Raw genomic sequence first — 20,049 nt, 5'->3', positions numbered from 1 at the left:
ATTTGGTAAGAAAACTCTTTTTAAATTTAAGTTCTAGTATGTTGTTCTTGTTTGGTCAGCTTCCCGGTATTGGGGAATTGAAATCATATAATTATCTGAACGTTTTCATAACCCGGCAATAACTTTGACAATTAGATAAATCATAAACATTGTACTAATTAATGACATCGTGAAACGCATAATACTGATAAAGGATGATCCTGCTCCTTGATTGTTTTGGAAAATACTTGTAAAAATTTCAATCAATTTTAACACCGCGGTGATAATTTGAATAATTAATAGCATTGTTACAATTACTGTATATAAGGTTGAAATAAAACGGTATCATTTTCCTAAACTAGTTTCGGCAATCATATGGGCCACAGTATTTTGATTGTAAAATCAAGGGACAAATAATAGACTTAACGCACTGGCAACCGCTAACACTGCAATGACTGCGGTAAAAACTTGTTTTGGGTTCGCTGGATAGTAGTCCCCAACTTTTGTCCATGAATGGTCGTTAGCACGAGCATAAAAGACCATAATTGCGACAATACTAAAGATGGCTCCTAATAATCACGATGTTCCTAAATAACGCACAATTGTGACGCGGGCATTTTTAGTTGCTTTAACATCTGTATCTGGTAATCATGTTAAGGCAAAAGGGGCAAAGAACCCTCCTAAAGATAGCGACAAGACTGCTAAACTCCATTTATTTGCACATAGTTCTTCATCGGTACTTTTTGCAGCATAACGGATCAACCCAATGTTACAAATAATTGTTGAGAATAACGTAAACATAATGGCAATTAATAAGATTACTTTAAAACTTCCTAAGTATGAATATGAATTCATTAAAAAGATCTCAGCAGTATTAGGGTCAACATTGTTAAGAGTCCCGTTATTGAACTTATCTAAGTAGTAAAAATAAGCAATGCTCATAATAACTACCCCAATAATTCCAAAAATACTAGAGAAGATAATTCAGAACCTTGTAAAACCAAAACTTTTTGGTTGGCGCATGTTATCACTTTTCCTTTCGTTGTCGTTTTTAGATACAAAATTATTATATCTTATTTTTAGGGAAATCGATATTTTATCAAGAATTGAAAAATCACTTTTTAAAGAAATCGGGGTTAAATTTATTTTTTTAAAGCAAGAATTATCAAAAATTAGCAAAATAAAAAGCAATTATTAATTGCTTTTTATTATTTTACAGTGGAAAGCATAATTTTAATAAAATCAATTGCTCTCGTTAAAAAGGTCATTTGCTGGTTCAGACAATATTTTAATGAAAAATACCACTGAAGTAGTTAAATCTAGGGGTTTTTCCAACTCCTGGTGGTTTTCAAAATATCATGTTCACTTAAAGTCACCAACATTATTATTAATATCATCATAAATTTTACGGGGCACATACTGACGAACAACCCCTAAAATTTTATTCGCAAAACTTAAATCTAACTCTTTTTTTGGTAACTTGTTGGTAGTTTTGGACATGGAACTCTCATCCTTGCTAATTGCTGGGATGGTGTGTCAATTAGGGGAATGTTAAATTTTGCTTTTAGATTAATTGTTATTATCATGGTTTCATTTTGCTGTTGGTAGGCAATTGTCCCATCTTTTTGCGCTAATGTTTGGTATAGTTGCAAATTAATTTTAATTTGTAAAATACCATCGACCACATGCAATTTTGATTGGTCAATACCTTCTATAATTGCAATTTTACTATTGGCAGCGAGTGAAGCTTGTTGTAATATTTATGGTTCATCAACTTTTGTCACCGTTGCTTCTTTGTTAGGAATAATAATATTTTTAAGAAGATTAGTTTGTAATTTACTAAAGGTAAAATTGAAATAATCCGCACTTTACTCAATTCCATAATTACCTAGATCAATACCAGTATTGTTCGCGTTATAACTTGATTTAAATGATTTTGTTAAGTCATTTGTATCTTCTTTTTTATTATTGTTGCACGCTACAACGGAACTTGCTCCGGTTGCTGTTAAACCTAGAGCTCCTAAAATTGCTATTAACTTCTTCATTAAATAAATATCCCTCCCTTAAAAACAAGAAAAAATAACAAATACTAATTTAGGGATTCAGCTGTCAAATTGATAAGATTTATTATTTTTTTCTTATTTCCAATGCTAATTAAAATTAGGGAGTAAAACAAGTGTTTTTTCATAATTTAGAAAAAAATTTATTTTATTGGAAAAAAATCATAATACTTTCGTTTATTATTTTTTGAATGGTAAAAACCTGGCGGTTAGAAATTATCAAAATCTTAAAAAAATAAAGGAAATTTAATTGACAAAAATAGTTGATTTATATAAAATAAAAAAGGTTTAGCACAATAAACAAATACATTTTTTCGAGTGTTAGCTCAGTTGGGAGAGCGCCTGCCTTACAAGCAGGTGGTCAGCGGTTCAAGTCCGTTACACTCGACCATTTATTGCTGGCTTAGCTCAATCTGGTAGAGCAACTGACTTGTAATCAGTAGGTTGGGAGTTCAATTCTTCTAGCCAGCACCATTACATGGAGAGGTAGCGAAGTGGTTAAACGCTACTGACTGTAAATCAGTTCCTTCGGGTTCGGGGGTTCGAATCCCTCCCTCTCCACCATTGCATTTGGGCTATAGCCAAGCGGTAAGGCAAAGGACTTTGACTCCTTCATGCGCTGGTTCGAATCCAGCTAGCCCAGCCATTTATTTATTTAGTTCTCCTGTTAGCTCAGTTGGTAGAGCAACTGGCTTTTAACCAGTGGGTCAAAGGTTCAAGTCCTTTACAGGAGACCATGTGCCCGAGTGGCGGAATAGGTAGACGCAACGGACTTAAAATCCGTCAGTCTCGCAACTGTGCCGGTTCAAGTCCGGCCTCGGGTACCATTTTTTTTTAAAAATAATTGACTTACGATGTAAATATGGTATATATATTATATTACTAGGTTAATTAAAGATGCGGGTGTAGTTTAATGGTAGAACTTCAGCCTTCCAAGCTGACTGTGAGGGTTCGATTCCCTTCACCCGCTCCATTATTTTTACTTGTTTTAACAAGTTTTTTTTTATTTTAATGTGTGGTTTTATGATAAAATAAAGCAAATATAAAAGAGAAGTAGGAGAAGATAGTGAAAATCATTGATAAGCAAAATAATGAGGAAAATAACACAACCGATGATAATCATTTAGCACCAGAATTAAAAGAACATTTGGAATTTCATTCAACGCGAACTATTTTTTGAAAAAGTTTATTAGCAATTATTGTGGAAGGAATTGCCCCATTTTTTTTGTTATTTTTCTTATCATCACCTGACTTATCATATGCTGACCATTACGAAGTAGGGGGTGGCATTGGCTTTGGGTTATTATATGTGCTGGGAGTTTTTCTCTTAACTTTACTTGGTTTTATTTTAAAATTCCATAAAGCTGACCAGTTTACTTACAACATTACCTTATCATGAACTTTATTTGGGTTTTACTTAACTGGTTACTGGTGAGGATGAGATAAGGTTTTATATCGTTGTTTATTAGCAATGGCATTTTTAATATTCTCTGTTTTCTTTGGAACTTTTATGGCGGTGTGAATTTGTAATATTGCTGAATATTTAAAAGCAAAACGTGAAGGACGGGTGTTAAATCCCGAGGATGAAATTATTGAAGGTTTTCGCGAAGATTTTGAAGCAACCCAGGCAAAAGAAAAAAATCCCCCTGTTAAAGAGTAGGAATTTTTAATTTTTGGTATTTTGCTTCCATAATTTTTAAAAACATTGCATTATTAGTATGTTCATACATATAATTTGCTCAATAGATTCATAAGATATTTTGGTAATACATTCAATCCACAACACGTTGATGCTCAGCAGTTGTTAGATTAAACTGGTCAAACCAGTATTTAATATCTGCTGGCTGCGTTAGGGTCTCAGAAGCAAAACTGGCAATATCAAACAAGGGATCATTTAGCATCGCATATTCATAGTCAATTAAATATAAGCGATTAGCAATAAAAATAAAATTATCACTTGTTAAATCATTATGGCAGAGAACAGCATTATTAATTGGTTGGTACAATGCGGGGTTAATGAGATTTTCTTCTTGGTCTAAATTATAAATAATTTTTTTAATATGTTGTTTCATGGTTTGTAAAAACAAGCGGGGATTAAATGTTTTAATATTATAATTGCGCACATCAACTTGGTGCAGTTTTTTAATTAAATAACTAACCCGTGTTAAATTACTGCGTCCCAACCCGGTCTGTCCCAGTGTTAAACAATTGGGGTAATATTTGGTGATTACATAAAAATGATCATTATCATAACCAGTTTCCACAACCTTCAAATTAATATTTTGGTGTTGTAAGGCTTTTAAGACGTTCATTTCATTTTCATGGTCAAGAAATAAGCGGGTAAAGGGTTGTTCATAACGAACAAAGAATTCACCCCACCGGTAATTAATATTAGTTAATCCCTTATTTAATTTTTCACCTTGTTCAAATTTCATCTTCTCAACTCTTTTTCTAAAATAATCATTTTTATTATACAATATTATTAATGATTTAGGAGAACCAAAGGAGGAAAGAAACATGCAAGAGATTATTATTGCCACTAATAATGCCAATAAAGTTAAAGAATATCAAGAATTATTTGCCCAGTTAAATGTTAATGTTAAATCATTCTTAGATTTTGACTTTATTAGCGAAATTGATGAAACGGGAACAACCTTTGCAGAAAATTCTTTAATTAAAGCACAGTATTTAAGCGAGTTTTTAAAGGTCCCAGTTTTAGCAGATGATTCGGGTTTAGAAATTATTGAATTAGATAATTTTCCGGGGATCTATACGAAAAGATGAGCTGCTCCCATTTTAGATAATAAGATTGTTAATAATTTATTATTAGAGAAATGTAAGGATTTAACGGACCGCAGTGCGAGAGCGGTGTGTGCGTTAAGTTATGTTGACAGTCAGCGTAATGTTGCCAAAACTTTTTTAGGAATTACGAACGGAGAAATTGCTTTAGAACCACGGGGAGATGATGCTTTTGGTTTTGATCTGATCTTTTTACTACCAGAGTTAAATAAAACTTATGGTGAGTTATCATTACATGAAAAAAATCAGTATTCGCACCGTAGTAAAGCAATCAAACTATTTATGGATTGGTATGCCCAATCAGGAGAGCAGCATGACAACAAGTAAAAAATTAAATATTGTTTTATATGAACCAGAAATTGCCCAAAATGTTGGGGCAATTATTCGAACTTGTGTTGCTGTCAATGCCAAATTACATATAATTGAGCCTCTGGGCTTCTTTTTTGATGAACGCTTTATTACCCGTAGTAGTGCTAATTATATTCACGTTAGTGATTATCAATTATATAATGATTGACAGCAATTTTTAACTTTAAATCCAGATGCTGTATTATATTGTTCAACACGCTATGCTAAACAACCCCATAGTGCCATTAATTTTAAAGAACATAATGGACCAATTTATATTATGTTTGGTCGGGAATCAACTGGCATTCCCTACGAAATTTTACATGATAATTTAGAACGTTGTTTTCGAATTCCAATGCATCCGAATGTGCGGAGTTTGAATGTGGCGTCTTCGGTGGGAATTGTGGCTTATGAAGTTATGCACCAGTTAGATTACCCTGATTTATCAAAAGTTGAAATTCAAAAGGGAGCAGATTACTTAAAATAATTTATGCACCGGGGGAATTTTTTTGCTTTTTTATTGTGATTCCTTTTATAATTCAAGAGTATAAAGCTATTTTAATTAAGAAAGGATGAAAAGAAGTGAACCAAGTAATGTAAGTTGGTCAAGTTGAGGGCCTTTATGAAATTGTTTATGACAAAAAAGAGACAGAACGCAAACTAATGAAATTTTTATTAAAGGTTCAACGACCTTTCAAAAACCGGGAAGGTAATTATGATGAAGATATTGTTAATTTCAAAGTATGAACCAACAATATTGATGATTTAGATGTTATAGTTTATGGGATAAAGCAATTATTGTGGTCAAAGGACGGGGATTCAGTCTTTTAAAGCAAATAATTTTGATGATAAGAGTTACTACAACGATATTATTGCCGATCGGGTTAGCTATTTAACAAATTTTAATTAAATTAAAATTAATATGCACACCATAATTTAAATATCTTTTTGCATTAATTGCTTATCTTTGATAAGTGATTTTTATTTTTTAATATCTTAGTCTTTTTCCTTGTATTTATCAAAAAAATATTTAATCATTTGGGTTACTTTTTTTATTTGTTAAAAACCCTTAATTTTAAAGGGAATTTAAAAAAGTAAAAAAAGTAAAAAAAATTAAATTTTTTGTAAAAAACACTTGCAAAAAACTCAACATTTTATATACTTATTAAGGTGTTCGATAAGCTTAATAAAAATAATGCAGAATTATAATTTATTAGTATAAAATGCTTACCAAATGTACAAAAGAGTTAATTAAAATTGTGAAAAAGTTTAAAAAAATGTTGACAATAATTACTAAATTTTGTATCATTTGTAAGGTGTTTTATAGAGACACTAACAAACATGAACGATCTTTGAAAACTAAACATAACAATTATGATATACATTTAATCAATGATTATATCCGTCATTAAAGCTAGGAAAAAATAATTATTTTACATGAGAGTTTGATCCTGGCTCAGGATGAACGCTGGCGGCATGCCTAATACATGCAAGTCGAACGGGGTGCTTGCACCCAGTGGCGAACGGGTGAGTAACACGTATCTAATCTACCCATTAGCGGGGGATAACAGTTGGAAACGACTGCTAATACCGCATGATATCTTTGGAGGGGCATCTTTGAAGGTTGAAAGGTCCGTTTGGACCACTAATGGATGAGGGTGCGGCGTATTAGCTTGTTGGTGGGGTAATGGCCTACCAAGGCTATGATACGTAGCCGACCTGAGAGGGTGATCGGCCACATCGGGACTGAGACACGGCCCGAACTCCTACGGGAGGCAGCAGTAGGGAATTTTTCACAATGGGCGAAAGCCTGATGGAGCAATGCCGCGTGACTGAAGACGGTCTTCGGATTGTAAAGGTCTGTTGTAAGGGAAGAACAGCAAATATAGGAAATGCTATTTGTTTGACGGTACCTTACCAGAAAGCCACGGCTAACTATGTGCCAGCAGCCGCGGTAATACATAGGTGGCAAGCGTTATCCGGATTTATTGGGCGTAAAGCGTGCGCAGACGGTTTAGCAAGTTTGGGGTTAAAGACTGGGGCTCAACTCCAGTTCGCCTTGAAAACTGTTAGACTAGAGTGTAGGAGAGGTTGATGGAATTCCATGTGTAGCGGTGAAATGCGTAGATATATGGAGGAACACCAGTGGCGAAGGCGGTCAACTGGCCTATCACTGACGTTTAGGCACGAAAGCGTGGGGAGCAAATAGGATTAGATACCCTAGTAGTCCACGCCGTAAACGATGAGTACTAAGTGTCGGACTAAGTTCGGTGCTGCAGCTAACGCATTAAGTACTCCGCCTGAGTAGTATGCTCGCAAGAGTGAAACTCAAAGGAATTGACGGGGACCCGCACAAGCGGTGGAGCATGTGGTTTAATTCGAAGCAACGCGAAGAACCTTACCAAGGCTTGACATCCAGTGCAAAGCTGTAGAGATACAGTAGAGGTTAACATTGAGACAGGTGGTGCATGGTTGTCGTCAGCTCGTGCCGTGAGGTGTTTGGTTAAGTCCAGTAACGAGCGCAACCCTTGTCGTTAGTTACTCCATTAAGTTGAGATACTCTAACGAGACTGCTAGTGTAAGCTAGAGGAAGGTGGGGATGACGTCAAATCATCATGCCCCTTATGTCTTGGGCTACACACGTGCTACAATGGCCGGTACAAACAGTTGCGATCTCGTAAGAGGGAGCTAATCTGAAAAAGCCGGTCTCAGTTCGGATTGAGGGCTGCAACTCGCCCTCATGAAGTCGGAATCGCTAGTAATCGCGGATCAGCAATGCCGCGGTGAATACGTTCTCGGGTCTTGTACACACCGCCCGTCACACCATGAGAGTTGGTAATGCCAGAAGTCGGTATCCTAACCGCAAGGAGGGAGCTGCCCAAGGCAGGACTGATGATTAGGGTGAAGTCGTAACAAGGTATCCGTACCGGAAGGTGCGGATGGATCACCTCCTTTCTATGGAGTTTAAATACTTCTAAGTATTAAGGCTTTAGTGATGTGTTATGTTTAGTTTTGAGAGGTTAGTTCTCTCAGATAGTAATAAAATCAATACTCGTCAAACAGTATTTTTAAATTGCTATGAATTGTTCTTTGAAAACTGGATAATAGACATCTAGTTATATAAATTTATTTATATAACAAATTAACAATCAAATTTCTGTTATTTTTAAAATTAACTTTTAAAACTGAAATTTCACAGTTATTTATTTGTAAATGATTCTCAAAACAAAAAAACCTTTGGTTATTTAAACCAATTGATTGATCAAATTTGAAGTTACAAAGGGCGTATGGTGAATGCCTTGGGAATAGGAGACGATGAAGGACGCGACTACCTGCGATAAGGTTCGGGGAGCTGGAAGTAAGCTTTGATCCGGACATTTCCGAATGGGGAAACCCGGTGAGATTAATCTCTCATCATCCTATAATGAATACATAGTTATAGTGAAGGTATACCTAGGGAATTGAAACATCTCAGTACCTAGAGGAAAAGAAAGCGAATGCGATTCTCTTAGTAGCGGCGAGCGAAAGGGGAACAAGCCCAAACCAGATTTATCTGGGGTTGTAGGACCATATTAGTAGAGTTACAAAACTTGTTTATAGTAGAAATGGTTGGGAAACCATGCCACAGAGGGTGATAGCCCCGTATACGAAATAAACAAGTCTCGAAATGGGATCCTGAGTACGGCGAGACACGTGAAATCTTGTCGGAATCCACGCGGACCACCGCGTAAGGCTAAATACTACCTATTCACCGATAGTGAACCAGTACCGTGAGGGAAAGGTGAAAAGCACCCCGGGAGGGGAGTGAAATAGCACCTGAAACCATATGCCTACAAGAAGTCGGAGCCCGTTAATGGGTAACGGCGTGCCTTTTGTAGAATGAGCCGGCGAGTTACGATTGCATGCAAGGTTAAGTGGAAGACATGGAGCCGTAGTGAAAGCAAGCCTTAATAGGGCGTTTAGTATGTAGTCGTAGACCCGAAACCAGGTGATCTAGCCATGAGCAGGTTGAAGTTAAGGTAACACTTGATGGAGGACCGAACCAACGTTCGTTGAAAAGACCGTGGATGACTTGTGGCTAGGGGTGAAATTCCAATCGAACCTGGAGATAGCTGGTTCTCCCCGATATAGCTTTAGGGCTAGCGTTGAGGTTAGCGTAATGGAGGTAGAGCACTAAATGTATGATGGCCCCACCTAGGGGTACTGAATGCAATTAAACTCCGAATGCCATTATTGTATACTCGGCAGTCAGTACATGGGTGATAAGGTCCATGCACGTAAGGGAAACAGCCCAGATCATCAGCTAAGGTCCCAAAATTTATGCTAAGTGTGTAAGGATGTGAAGTCGCTTAGACAGCTAGGAGGTTGGCTTAGAAGCAGCCACCCTTTAAAGAGTGCGTAACAGCTCACTAGTCGAGTAAATTTGCGCCGAAAATGTACCGGGGCTAAGCATAATACCGAAGCTATGGGTTTTGTATAGCAATATACAGGGCGGTAGGGGAGCGTTCTAACAGGGATGAAGGTAGACCGTGAGGACTGCTGGACTGGTTAGAAGTGAGAATGCCGGCATGAGTAACGTTTGGAAGTGAGAATCTTCCATGCCGTTTGACCAAGGTTTCCTGGGCAAGGTTCGTCCACCCAGGGTTAGTCAGGACCTAAGGCGAGGCCGAAAGGCGTAGTCGATGGACAACAGGTTGATATTCCTGTACCACCATATTGAGCGATGGAGTGACGGAGAAGGCTAGTATATCCCGGTTATTGGATTCCGGGCTAAGCACAAAGAGGGTAAGGTTGGCAAATCCGCCTTGCATTAACCTTGAAGTGTGATGGGGAGTGAACGGTTCGCCTAGTAGCGAAGTATATGACGCCACGCTTCCAAGAAAAGCTTCTAGCACTATCTTTATGGTGCCTGTACCTAGAACGAACACACGTGGTCAAGGAGAGAATCCTAAGGCAAGCGAGATAACTGTAGCTAAGGAACTCTGCAAAATAACCCCGTAAGTTAGCGAGAAGGGGTGCTCATAGCAATATGAGCCGCAGTGAAGAGGAAGGGGCAACTGTTTAGCAAAAACACAGCTCTCTGCTAAGTCGTAAGACGACGTATAGGGGGTGACGCCTGCCCAGTGCTGGAAGGTTAAGGGGATTTGTTAGCCGCAAGGCGAAGCTTTGAACCGAAGCCCCAGTGAACGGCGGCCGTAACTATAACGGTCCTAAGGTAGCGAAATTCCTTGTCAGGTAAGTTCTGACCCGCACGAAAGGCGTAATGATCCCTTCGCTGTCTCGGCTGCAGACTCGGTGAAATTTTAGTACCTGTGAAGATGCAGGTTACCCGCAACTAGACGGAAAGACCCCATGGAGCTTTACTATAGCTTGATATTGGGTTTTGGTATAGCATGTATAGGATAGGTGGGAGACTTTGAAGTAGCGACGCTAGTTGTTATGGAGTCATCCTTGGAATACCACCCTTGTTATATTGAAATCCTAACCTAGATCTGTAAGCCAGATCAGAGACAGTGTCAGGTGGGTAGTTTGACTGGGGCGGTCGCCTCCTAAAGTGTAACGGAGGCGCCCAATGGTACCCTCAGTATGGTCGGAAATCATACATAGAGCGCAAAGGTAGAAGGGTGCTTGACTGTGAGACTTACAAGTCGAACAGGAGCGAAAGCTGGGCTTAGTGATCCGGCGGTCCCGTGTGGAAGGGCCGTCGCTCAACGGATAAAAGTTACCCTGGGGATAACAGGCTAATCTCCCCCAAGAGTTCACATCGACGGGGAGGTTTGGCACCTCGATGTCGGCTCATCGCATCCTGGAGCTGAAGTCGGTTCCAAGGGTTGGGCTGTTCGCCCATTAAAGCGGTACGCGAGCTGGGTTCAGAACGTCGTGAGACAGTTTGGTCCCTATCTGTTGTGGGCGTAGGAAGTTTGAGAAGATCTGTCCCTAGTACGAGAGGACCGGGATGGACACACCTCTGGTGCTCCAGTTGTCACGCCAGTGGCACAGCTGGGTAGCTATGTGTGGAAATGATAATCGCTGAAGGCATCTAAGCGAGAAGCATACTTCAAGATGAGACTTCCCATCCTTCGTGGAGTAAGACCCCTTGAAGACGACAAGGTTGATAGGTTGGATGTGTAAGCATGGTGACGTGTTCAGCTAACCAATACTAATAGGTCGAGGACTTCAATAAAGAACTCATTTACAAAGTTTAGAAACGTCTATTATCTAGTTTTGAGGGGATAATTCCGCTCAGCAAATTTAATCTGGTGTCTATGGCATAGTGGTCACACCTGTTCCCATCCCGAACACAGAAGTTAAGCACTATTACGCCGACGATAGCTTTCGAGTGAAAATAGGGCGATGCCAGGTTATTTAAAAAATGAATCTAATTAACTTAGATTCATTTTTTTTCATTGGTTTTAAGGAATAATATTTAAGAGTTTTTTGGTGCATAGTTTTCTTTCGTAATATAAACATTAAAGAAAATTTCAATGGGTTCAAACCCTATTTTTTTATAAATGGGATAACCACCAGTTGTCGCAATTAGCCCCGCATCATGATAACCACTATTTTTTGCTAAGGTTAATAAGTAATTTAACATTTTTGTTGCTAACCCTTGGCCTTGAAAATAAGCATGGGTGGCAATATCATCAATGATTGCCAAATTATTTTGGAAATATAAGTGCCCAGTTGCGGCTGGCAGTCCATTTTGATATAAGATTACCAGGTGACTAATATAATCTTGCTGGTTTAGTTTTAATAAGGTTGGGTATTTGGTTAAGTCGATTAAAGAAAGATCAAAGGCATTTTCGATGACCTTACGAAAATCATCAACTTCGTCCTGGGTAGTTACTTTTTTAAAGACAATCTCTGGATGAGAATCATAAATTTTTTCTTGATAATCATCTAAATTAATAATCATTCCTAAGTACGTTTCATGGTAGTGTAACCCAATTGCTTCCATAAATTTCTTTTCTTCAGCACTATTATTTTTACTAATGGTACACCATGTAAAAGCTAAGTCTTGTTCTAAATAAGGCTTAACAATTTCTTGTGCCGCGTTTTTTTGATCCGGCGTGGTAATTTCACCACTAATGACAATGTTTAAATTACTGGGCGCATTGATTGAAGAAACATAATAAAATTTGTTCATTAAATCAATTTTAACTTTTTGTTGGCCGTCATTATGGTGGGGATCAGTTGTATAAGCAATAAAATTTTCGACTAGTTCATCATATTTAGGATCATTAAATTTTAACATTGTTGATGTTCTCACTTTCTTCTCTTTTATTATATCATTGATTAAATTAATGAAATAATAAAATAATATTAACAATTTTCAGAACTGCTATATTTATTAATTAATTCAACGATGTCTTCATTAATATGATTTTCTAATAAATTAAAATGAAATTACGTATCATTTATAAGCCATTTGAACTTCTAATGCTTCTAATTCTTTATTTAATTTATCTATTTCTTTATCATTAAGTTCTTTCCTCTGTTTTTGCTTTTCTGCTAATTCAAGTAAATGATGATGATCATATTTTTGCTGCCAATTTGTAATTTCTAGGTCTGAAGCAAGTAAGGGTAAATTTGTATTTGACTTCGGCGGGGTCAATAATCTTATTTTGTATAATGTTAGTCAGTGGGGTTTCAAAATATTGAATTATTTTTCTACCTAACATCTAACCCAATTTCATTCGCTTCTAAAATTGCGGTTCCTAATGAAACATAGGCTTGCTGTTTTAATCATGCTGCCATATCATAATTATTCCCATCAATTGTAATTCTTAATCCTTGCAAGTATTGGGGAATTAATTGTTTATAAACTTCTGGAAATTCACGACTAATTCTTTATTCTAACAATTTATTTCGTAAGATTTCTTCTTTACCAGAGATTCAAATAAATAGGGCACTTGATTGTTTTAGAGCTGGCTGTTCATATCATGAATTGAACAAGAGTATAAAAAATTAGCTACTACCTTATTGTTGTATTAATTGTTATTGAAACAACAAAAAGATAATTGTTTCTTAAAAAAATCTTAATTTAATTTCATTAAAAAACAATAAGTTTCATAATTTAGAAAAAAGTTAACTTATTAAATAAAAAATCTAAATATTAAAATTTAGATTTTCTTAATTTTTAAGATTTTTGCGAAATATCAACAAAATTCATATCACCAGCACTATTAAAATCAGTTGAGTATATTTTACCATCATCGGTTAAATCTTTATGATTTAACTTAAGACTAACATGTTAATAAAAGTTATAATAACGAACTTAACACTAATGTTTGAACTTTTGATAACATTACTATTGATGCCTTAAGTAATAATAATAAATATCAATTTACTCATAAGTCTAATGTAATGAGAATCATATGAAATATTAGTCTCAAACTATAATATTTAAAACTTTGCCACAATAAAGGAAAATTAATATGAAAAAGTTATTAACAATTTTTCGCACGGTAGGGTGTTAACAGCAACGGAAATAAGTAGTCTTATTGCTTGCCATCAAAAAGAGGCGATGACCCCCACATGAAAGCAAAAATCAAACAAATGACCAAACCAATGACAATATTAATTATGATTATGATGTTTTGAGTATTTTAGGTCTTAATTTATTTTTTTGCTTATGATCAAACTCATCAAAAATTTAAGTTACAAACTGGGTCATTAACTTATGAAATATGTAAAATTAATCAGCCAACCGAAAAAATAACCAAAGCAATTTGGAAGAAAGAAAATGATGGTCTTATCGATTATTTTCCACTAAAAAGTTTACAAATTTATGATTTTTCTACTAGTGTCATTACAAAAGAAGTCGTTAAAAATTATAAACATCTAAAAGTAACCTGAGATTTGCAGTTAATCTTAAGACAAGGTGATACCTATATTTCGTTTCAAAGTCAAGGTGAATCTTTAATTCCCCCAACTGCATTATAATTTTTAACAAATTTTTAAATTAAGAATAATCCTATCTATAATGATAGGATTTTTAATAATTTTAGCTATTAAAATTGATATTTCATGCAAATTTTAGTTAAAAATATCATTTTTTTGAAAAAAAAATAGTTAACCATTTTAATTTTTATTTTTTTTGCTATAATATGCATATTCTATGTAATATAAGGTAATTAATAGAGAAAAGTGAGGAATTAGTCGATGGCAGTAAAACGAATCATGACAACAGCTAGTTTAGATGTATCTGATTTAATTGAGCAAATTATTCAAGATGGGAAAGATTTAAAAACCAAAGAAGAGGTAAAAGCAATTAAAGAACAACAAGCTCGTGAAGAATGAATTAAAAAAAATAATGAAACTTGTATTGCTCAACAAAAAAAATGAGAAGAAAAAATTGCTTTAGCAAAAGCAAAATCAGAAAAAGAAGCTTTAAAAGAAAAAGAAGCTAGCAAAGTTGATGAGGCAAAAATCCAGTTGTTAGAACAAAAACGCAAAGAAGAAATTGCTAAAAATAATGCTTTAGTTGAAGAAAGAGCGAAAAAAAGAGCTCGTGAATACAATATTTCCAGAGTTAAATCAGCAATGCGTGCTCGTAAACTAGTTTTATCAAAAGAATCATGAGCAAAAGAATCACAACGATGATATAAATTACTTGAACAAGTAAGCAAATAATTTAAAAGAACTCCTGTGTAAGAGTTCTTTTTTTAATTTGTAAATTTTTATCCAATAAAAATAATAAAAATGATTGAAAAATATATAAATTAAAGTATAGTTTACGCTTTAAATTTTAGTCATTTTCGGATATAATTAATGTAAATTGATATTGGAGAGTGCATGTCTGTGAAGGATAACGAAATTAAAATTTTAAAAATTAAACCGATTAAGGAAACTACTAACGTTGCAAATAACCCTGACCAACTACTAGTGGTCGGGAATCATCCAAATAGTCATTTTTTTAACCAATCTTCTGTTTTTGCTGCAACTGCCCCAATTTCAACCCCTGTTAACCAATCAGAACGATTAACATTTCATAATCGTGAAGTTAAAATTAACTTAGATAATCCTAACGCCATTAATATTTTAAAAAAACAAACTAACCATTTAGAACAAGAGAAGTTAAATTTTCACCAACGTGTCAATAAAATTAAAGATGTTTTTGATGAAGCAGCCTTTAATAAAAATGATGAATATTTAAAAAATTTTAACCAGGATAATAAAGTACCAGTTAACTTAAATCCAATCATCGCAAAGAGGGCACCGACAACTGATCAAACGACAATTGACCAAACTAATCTGCGCGAACAAGCACGAATGGTTGCTAAAAAAATACTTGCGAAAGAACAAGCAACTAACCAATCAGTTAAATTAACATCTGAACCGCTTTCTAAGGTAAAGCAACTAGTCCCCAATTTATTTAACCCATCACTTCCAAATACGCGGATAAAAGAGGTTAAATATAGTGAAAATTCAAATGATATTGACACAGAAGCTAGCAACCAACCTTACCGCGAACCAGCACCAGAGTTAAATAATTACTCAGTTTTAACTTCACCCGTGTTTAAAGAAAAAGAACAGGAATTGGATTTACAAATTATGAAACCAAATTATTATGCTGAAGCAGATGTGATGGAATGAGATCCCAGTAAACGGCCAAATTTTAACAGTAATCCCACCGTTGAAAAAGTTGAAAAACCAGCAATTTTAACCCAACAAGCTTTTAAAAGTGAAATTGCAAAGTTAAAAGAGCAGGAGCCACCAGAAGCTAATCCAAATAAACCACTTGAATTTAGTAATTTTTATAACCGGTTATTTAATGATGAAGCAGCTGACTTATTTACCGGAAGTCCCACCCCAGCTGCGCCAAAATTATTTTGTCGGATTAAAGTTAAGACAAAAAATACTAATCCCTCAACTAGCAAAATTACCACCCATCCCGGGGGAGTTGTGAATAAAACAATTTATGAAACTTCTGCGGCTTTCAATCACAATTTTAAAATTAAACGCTTGGCAAATGGTCGTCAAAAAATCAACCAGATTACCAAAAATTTTAACTTAATTTGAAATAATCCAATGTTATTATTTAGCCGCGCTAGTTTACTCCTTGGGTTTATAATGTTACTAATTTTAACCCTTGCCTGAGATACTTGACGCGAAACAAGTAGTTTTGATTTATATACTTTTTTTAAACAAGCAGGCGCTGATGTTAGTTTTTTAAGTGATCAGAGTAGTTATTGAACTGCCAACCGGATTTTCTTAATGATTGTGTTAGCAATTTACTTAGGAATAGCAATTGTCCCGTTGGTAAGTATTAATCATCAGAAAAGTTTAGTATATGTTATTTTACCAATTAACATCCTTGTGATTCTTTTCATGTTAGTAATTTATATTTATGGTTATGCTTACTGGGATGATAATTTTGAACTAGTGCGTTGTATCTTTCAATGGTTAAGCTTATTTTTCTTAATGTTAGCGATGGGGAGTTTTATTATTACAATGAGAAATTTAAAATTCCATTAAAAACTAGGTTTATTTCGTTTTAAACTTAGTTTTTTTATTGTAAAATAATATTGCTAAATTTTATTAAAAAGGGGAATCACCAAAATGGAAAAAGTTGTTGTTGGTTTATCGGGGGGCGTTGACTCTTCGGTAAGCTTATATTTATTGAAAAAAGCTGGATATCAAGTTAGTGCTTTATTTATGCGCAATTGGGATAGTAATTTAAATAATGATATTTTAGGACATAAAGTCCTCACTAGCACTATTTGTCCCCAAGAAATTGATTATAATGATGCTCAAATGGTTGCCAATCAATTAGGGGTTGAAATTAACCGGGTTGATTTTATCCAGGAGTATTGAGATTATGTCTTTACTTATTTTTTACGTGAATATCAAAATGGGCGGACACCAAATCCCGATATTTTATGTAATAAATATATTAAATTTAATTATTTTTTAAAGTATGCCTTAGATAATATTAAAGCCGATAAAATTGCGATGGGTCACTATGCGCGGGTTCGTTTTAACCCAGTATTACAAGAATATCAATTATTACGAGGACTTGATGTTAACAAAGACCAAACTTATTTTTTATGTCAACTAAATCAACAACAGTTATCAAAAACATTATTTCCGATTGGTGAATTAACTAAAGATGAAGTGCGAAAAATTGCTGATGAACAATACTTAGCAACTGCCCACAAAAAAGATTCAACGGGGATCTGTTTTATTGGCGAACGAAATTTTAAACAATTCTTAGAAAACTATATTCAAAACCAACATGGTGATATTGTTGATATTGAAACTAATGATGTTGTTGGTCGTCATACGGGAGTAATGTATTATACCATTGGTCAACGCAAAGGTTTAAACCTTGGGGGAATGGATGAACGTTATTTTACGGTTGGGAAAAACATCAAAGATAATATTTTATATGTTAGCAAGGGGAGCGAGGATAAATGATTATTTTCAACCAGTTGCTTAGTTAGCGATCTTAACTGAATTAATCGTTTACCAGCTCAAAAATTTAATTGTACGGCAAAATTCCGTTATCGCCAAAAAGACATTCCGGTGCAAGTCGAAATCTTACCAAATAACCAAGCGGTGATTAGTTTTGCCACAAAAGTTAAGGCAATTACTCCAGGCCAAGAAGCAGTTTTTTATGACGGGGAAGTTTGTTTAGGAGGAGGAATTATTAACGAAGCTTATTTAAATGGTCAAAAACTATGGTATTTATAAAAGGAGAAAAGGATAGTAATGGAAGTGATTCGGGGGTATTTAAAACTAATTGTTTTTGAAGCCAAGAATGGTTATCGGATTTGTAAATTTCAGTTAGAAAAGGATAAATCACATTTTATTTTTATTAAAGGTTTTTTAAGTAGTTTACAACCTGATCATTTATATGAACTAACTGGTGAATTTGTAACATTAGAAAAATATGGTCAAAACTTTGAGGTTAAAAAAATTGTTAAGATTGAACCTCAAGGTCAAGATGAAGTTTTGCGTTATTTAGCTAGTGATTTATTCCCGACGATTGGTCCGAAAACCGCCCAAACCATTATTGATTATTACCAAGATAATGTTATTGCCAAAATAAAAGCGGATTTTGATAGTTTGCACAATGTTCCGGGATTAACTTCCAAACAAATTGGCATTATTAAAGATACTTTTGCTAATATGAACAAAGATGATGAGTTAATCCATTTCTTTAATAGTAATAACTTATCATTACAAGTGCTATCCTTATTAAAAACAAAGTATGATGTCGACCAGATTAAAGCAATCTTTGCCAAAGATCCATATTCATTATTATTAAAAGATAATATTACTTTTAAAACAATTGATAAAATTTATTTAACCTTTACAAAAACTCCAACGTCAAATATTCGGATTGGTTATTATGCCTGGTATTATGCCAAAGAATTTTGCAACACGACTGGTGACACCTATCTTGACTTGCAAAGCTTATCAAAAATTCTTGAAAAGCATTTATCATCTCTAACCAAAGAAATTATTTTAGCTGGCTTAATGTTTGCAAAACAAATTGGCATTTTAATTTTTAAGGATGAAAAAATTTATGTCAGTGATATTTACCATAGTGAACTTGATATTGCCCACATGCTAGTTAATTTAAACCAACGGACTAATTTTACCCAGGAACGAATTAGCGAATTGCTAACTAGTTTTAACCATGGGGTAATTTATAATGCTCAACAAGAAAAAGCCTTACGTTTAAGTTTAACCACTAATTTTTTAACTATTATTGGAGGACCAGGAACCGGAAAAACGACAGTGGTGGATGGAATTGTTCGCTTATTACGTCGTGCTTATCCCCAGGATAAAATTATTCTTGCCGCCCCGACTGGCAAAGCTGCCAAACGGTTAAGGGAAAAAACAAACCAAAAAGCAGTGACAATTCATAAAATGTTAAAGTATGATTCCGTAGTTAACCAGTTTTTTTATAATATTTCCAACCCGTTAGAATATGATATTTTAATTATTGATGAAGTAAGTATGGTTGATAGTTTATTATTAGCCGCCATTGCAAAAGCTAGTTTAAAGTTAAAAAAATTAATTTTAATTGGTGATCCCAACCAACTGCCATCGGTTGCTTGTGGCGATGTCTTAAAAGATATTATTCAAAGCGATGTTTTTGATATTGTTAAACTAGATGAAGTTTATCGCCAGACTAGGGGAAATGATATTTTAGAACTAAGTTATGCGATTCAAAATAATGATTTTGATTATAACTTGTTTAATAAAACGGATGTTAAATTTTATGAAAATAGTGCGCCCCAGGAAATACTAAGTCAAATTAAAAATAAGTACCAAGAAATTTTAGCGCAGGAGGATAATGATCATCATCAAATTCAAGTCTTATCACCAATGTATAATGGTAACTTAGGAATTAATATTTTAAATGAATATCTCCAAGCAAATTTAAATCCTGATTATGGACAACCAACATGTAAGGTTGGTCACCGCCTTTTTAAAGTTGGTGATAAAGTAATGCAGTTAAAAAATCGGCCAGATTTAGAAATTTATAACGGGGATGTGGGTATCATTGTAGATATTAAAAAAGACCAGAATTTAAATCCGGTCATCTTAGTTGAATATGATGAAAGTATTGTTGAATATAATAAAGAACTATATTATGATATTACCTTAGCGTATGCTTGTAGTGTTCATAAATTACAAGGTAGTGAATATAACCACATTTTGTTTGTTGTGACCCACTCTTTTTGAATTATGTTACAGCGCAATTTAATTTATACAGCAATTTCCCGCGCTAAACATCAATTATATTTATTTGGGGATAGTAAGGCCTTTATTTATGGAGTGAATAATTTACCAAAAAAACGAAAAACAACCTTAACCGAAACAATTAAGAAATTTTATTAAA

General features: G+C 34.7%; 16 protein-coding genes, 7 tRNA genes and 3 rRNA genes. 18 read left to right on the top strand and 8 right to left on the bottom strand.

Going from position 1 to position 20,049, the window contains the following annotated elements:
• Positions 1-33: 33 nt before the first annotated feature.
• The 4 genes from P344_RS03185 to P344_RS06730 all read right to left on the bottom strand — a co-directional run bounded on the left by P344_RS03185 (position 34) and on the right by P344_RS06730 (position 2,024).
• Entirely contained in the window at positions 34-1,002 is a 969-nt protein-coding gene (locus P344_RS03185; RefSeq protein ID WP_025317448.1) for a hypothetical protein, read from the bottom strand.
• Between the two features lie 210 nt (positions 1,003-1,212).
• Complete coding sequence (locus P344_RS03180) at positions 1,213-1,479, bottom strand: hypothetical protein (RefSeq protein WP_025317447.1); 267 nt, start codon at positions 1,477-1,479, stop codon at positions 1,213-1,215.
• Entirely contained in the window at positions 1,440-1,664 is a 225-nt protein-coding gene (locus P344_RS03175; protein WP_038677580.1) for a hypothetical protein, read from the bottom strand. Before P344_RS03175 ends, P344_RS03180 begins: the two co-directional genes overlap by 40 nt.
• A gap of 183 nt (positions 1,665-1,847) precedes the next feature.
• Positions 1,848-2,024: a lipoprotein gene (locus P344_RS06730; protein WP_156028542.1), complete on the bottom strand. Its 177-nt coding sequence runs from the start codon at positions 2,022-2,024 to the stop codon at positions 1,848-1,850.
• Between the two features lie 330 nt (positions 2,025-2,354).
• Here P344_RS06730 and P344_RS03170 point away from each other — a divergent pair.
• From P344_RS03170 to P344_RS03135, 8 genes are all read left to right on the top strand, one after another.
• Positions 2,355-2,430 (top strand) — tRNA-Val (locus tag P344_RS03170).
• A gap of 6 nt (positions 2,431-2,436) precedes the next feature.
• Positions 2,437-2,513, top strand: a tRNA-Thr gene (locus tag P344_RS03165).
• Between the two features lie 6 nt (positions 2,514-2,519).
• Positions 2,520-2,603, top strand: a tRNA-Tyr gene (locus P344_RS03160).
• Positions 2,604-2,610: 7 nt separating this feature from the next.
• Positions 2,611-2,685 (top strand) — tRNA-Gln (locus P344_RS03155).
• Between the two features lie 15 nt (positions 2,686-2,700).
• A tRNA-Lys gene (locus P344_RS03150) sits at positions 2,701-2,776 on the top strand.
• A gap of 3 nt (positions 2,777-2,779) precedes the next feature.
• Positions 2,780-2,866, top strand: a tRNA-Leu gene (locus P344_RS03145).
• A 72-nt stretch (positions 2,867-2,938) separates the two neighbouring features.
• A tRNA-Gly gene (locus P344_RS03140) sits at positions 2,939-3,012 on the top strand.
• 93 nt (positions 3,013-3,105) lie between these two features.
• Positions 3,106-3,699, top strand: coding sequence for a DxFTY motif-containing membrane protein (locus tag P344_RS03135; RefSeq protein ID WP_025317445.1), 594 nt, complete (start codon positions 3,106-3,108; stop codon positions 3,697-3,699).
• On the opposite strand, the gene P344_RS03130 is transcribed toward P344_RS03135, so the two are convergent.
• Positions 3,689-4,474 carry a phosphotransferase gene (locus P344_RS03130; protein ID WP_025317444.1) on the bottom strand — a complete coding sequence of 262 codons (786 nt, stop codon included), beginning with the start codon at positions 4,472-4,474 and terminating at the stop codon, positions 3,689-3,691. The two genes, P344_RS03135 and P344_RS03130, sit on opposite strands and share 11 nt — an antisense overlap.
• Before the next feature lie 82 nt (positions 4,475-4,556).
• Here P344_RS03130 and rdgB point away from each other — a divergent pair, with 82 nt between their 5' ends.
• The 6 genes from rdgB (at position 4,557) to rrf (ending at position 11,549) form a co-directional block, all read left to right on the top strand.
• Positions 4,557-5,165: an RdgB/HAM1 family non-canonical purine NTP pyrophosphatase gene (gene rdgB, locus P344_RS03125; RefSeq protein ID WP_025317443.1), complete on the top strand. Its 609-nt coding sequence runs from the start codon at positions 4,557-4,559 to the stop codon at positions 5,163-5,165.
• Positions 5,152-5,673: a tRNA (cytidine(34)-2'-O)-methyltransferase gene (locus P344_RS03120; protein WP_025317442.1), complete on the top strand. Its 522-nt coding sequence runs from the start codon at positions 5,152-5,154 to the stop codon at positions 5,671-5,673. Before rdgB ends, P344_RS03120 begins: the two co-directional genes overlap by 14 nt.
• Positions 5,674-5,849: 176 nt before the next feature.
• Entirely contained in the window at positions 5,850-6,017 is a 168-nt protein-coding gene (locus P344_RS07440) for a hypothetical protein (protein ID WP_236681345.1), read from the top strand.
• 602 nt (positions 6,018-6,619) lie between these two features.
• A 16S ribosomal RNA gene (locus P344_RS03110) occupies positions 6,620-8,141 on the top strand.
• Between the two features lie 312 nt (positions 8,142-8,453).
• Positions 8,454-11,370 (top strand): 23S ribosomal RNA (locus tag P344_RS03105).
• A 72-nt stretch (positions 11,371-11,442) separates the two neighbouring features.
• Positions 11,443-11,549, top strand: a 5S ribosomal RNA gene (rrf, locus tag P344_RS03100).
• The 16S, 23S and 5S rRNA genes sit together here, the layout of an rRNA operon.
• Positions 11,550-11,613: 64 nt before the next feature.
• On the opposite strand, the gene P344_RS03095 is transcribed toward rrf, so the two are convergent.
• From P344_RS03095 to P344_RS07885, 3 genes are all read right to left on the bottom strand, one after another.
• Positions 11,614-12,441 (bottom strand): GNAT family N-acetyltransferase, encoded by an 828-nt coding sequence (locus P344_RS03095; protein ID WP_025317441.1) that lies wholly within the window; start codon positions 12,439-12,441, stop codon positions 11,614-11,616.
• Between the two features lie 141 nt (positions 12,442-12,582).
• Entirely contained in the window at positions 12,583-12,801 is a 219-nt protein-coding gene (locus P344_RS03090) for a hypothetical protein (protein ID WP_148552308.1), read from the bottom strand.
• 56 nt (positions 12,802-12,857) lie between these two features.
• Positions 12,858-12,986, bottom strand: a complete 129-nt coding sequence (locus P344_RS07885; protein WP_269078578.1) for a hypothetical protein — start codon at positions 12,984-12,986, stop codon at positions 12,858-12,860.
• Positions 12,987-14,351: 1,365 nt separating this feature from the next.
• Between P344_RS07885 and P344_RS03085 the strand changes: the two genes are divergently transcribed.
• The 4 genes from P344_RS03085 (at position 14,352) to recD2 (ending at position 20,048) form a co-directional block, all read left to right on the top strand.
• The gene (locus P344_RS03085) at positions 14,352-14,822 is read left to right on the top strand and encodes a hypothetical protein (RefSeq protein ID WP_025317439.1); all 471 of its coding nucleotides are present in this window, start codon (positions 14,352-14,354) and stop codon (positions 14,820-14,822) included.
• A 168-nt stretch (positions 14,823-14,990) separates the two neighbouring features.
• Positions 14,991-16,667 carry a hypothetical protein gene (locus P344_RS03080; RefSeq protein WP_025317438.1) on the top strand — a complete coding sequence of 559 codons (1,677 nt, stop codon included), beginning with the start codon at positions 14,991-14,993 and terminating at the stop codon, positions 16,665-16,667.
• Positions 16,668-16,751: 84 nt separating this feature from the next.
• Complete coding sequence (mnmA, locus tag P344_RS03075) at positions 16,752-17,885, top strand: tRNA 2-thiouridine(34) synthase MnmA (RefSeq protein WP_025317437.1); 1,134 nt, start codon at positions 16,752-16,754, stop codon at positions 17,883-17,885.
• Positions 17,886-17,903: 18 nt separating this feature from the next.
• Positions 17,904-20,048 carry an SF1B family DNA helicase RecD2 gene (gene recD2, locus P344_RS03070; RefSeq protein WP_025317436.1) on the top strand — a complete coding sequence of 715 codons (2,145 nt, stop codon included), beginning with the start codon at positions 17,904-17,906 and terminating at the stop codon, positions 20,046-20,048.
• Position 20,049 lies beyond the last annotated feature (1 nt).

The sequence above is a fragment of the Spiroplasma mirum ATCC 29335 genome, from assembly GCF_000565195.1.
Classification (GTDB): domain Bacteria; phylum Bacillota_I; class Bacilli_A; order Mycoplasmatales; family Mycoplasmataceae; genus Spiroplasma; species Spiroplasma mirum.
Note: the sequence above shows the minus strand (reverse complement) of the source record. Positions and strands in the feature narration are given on the sequence as shown.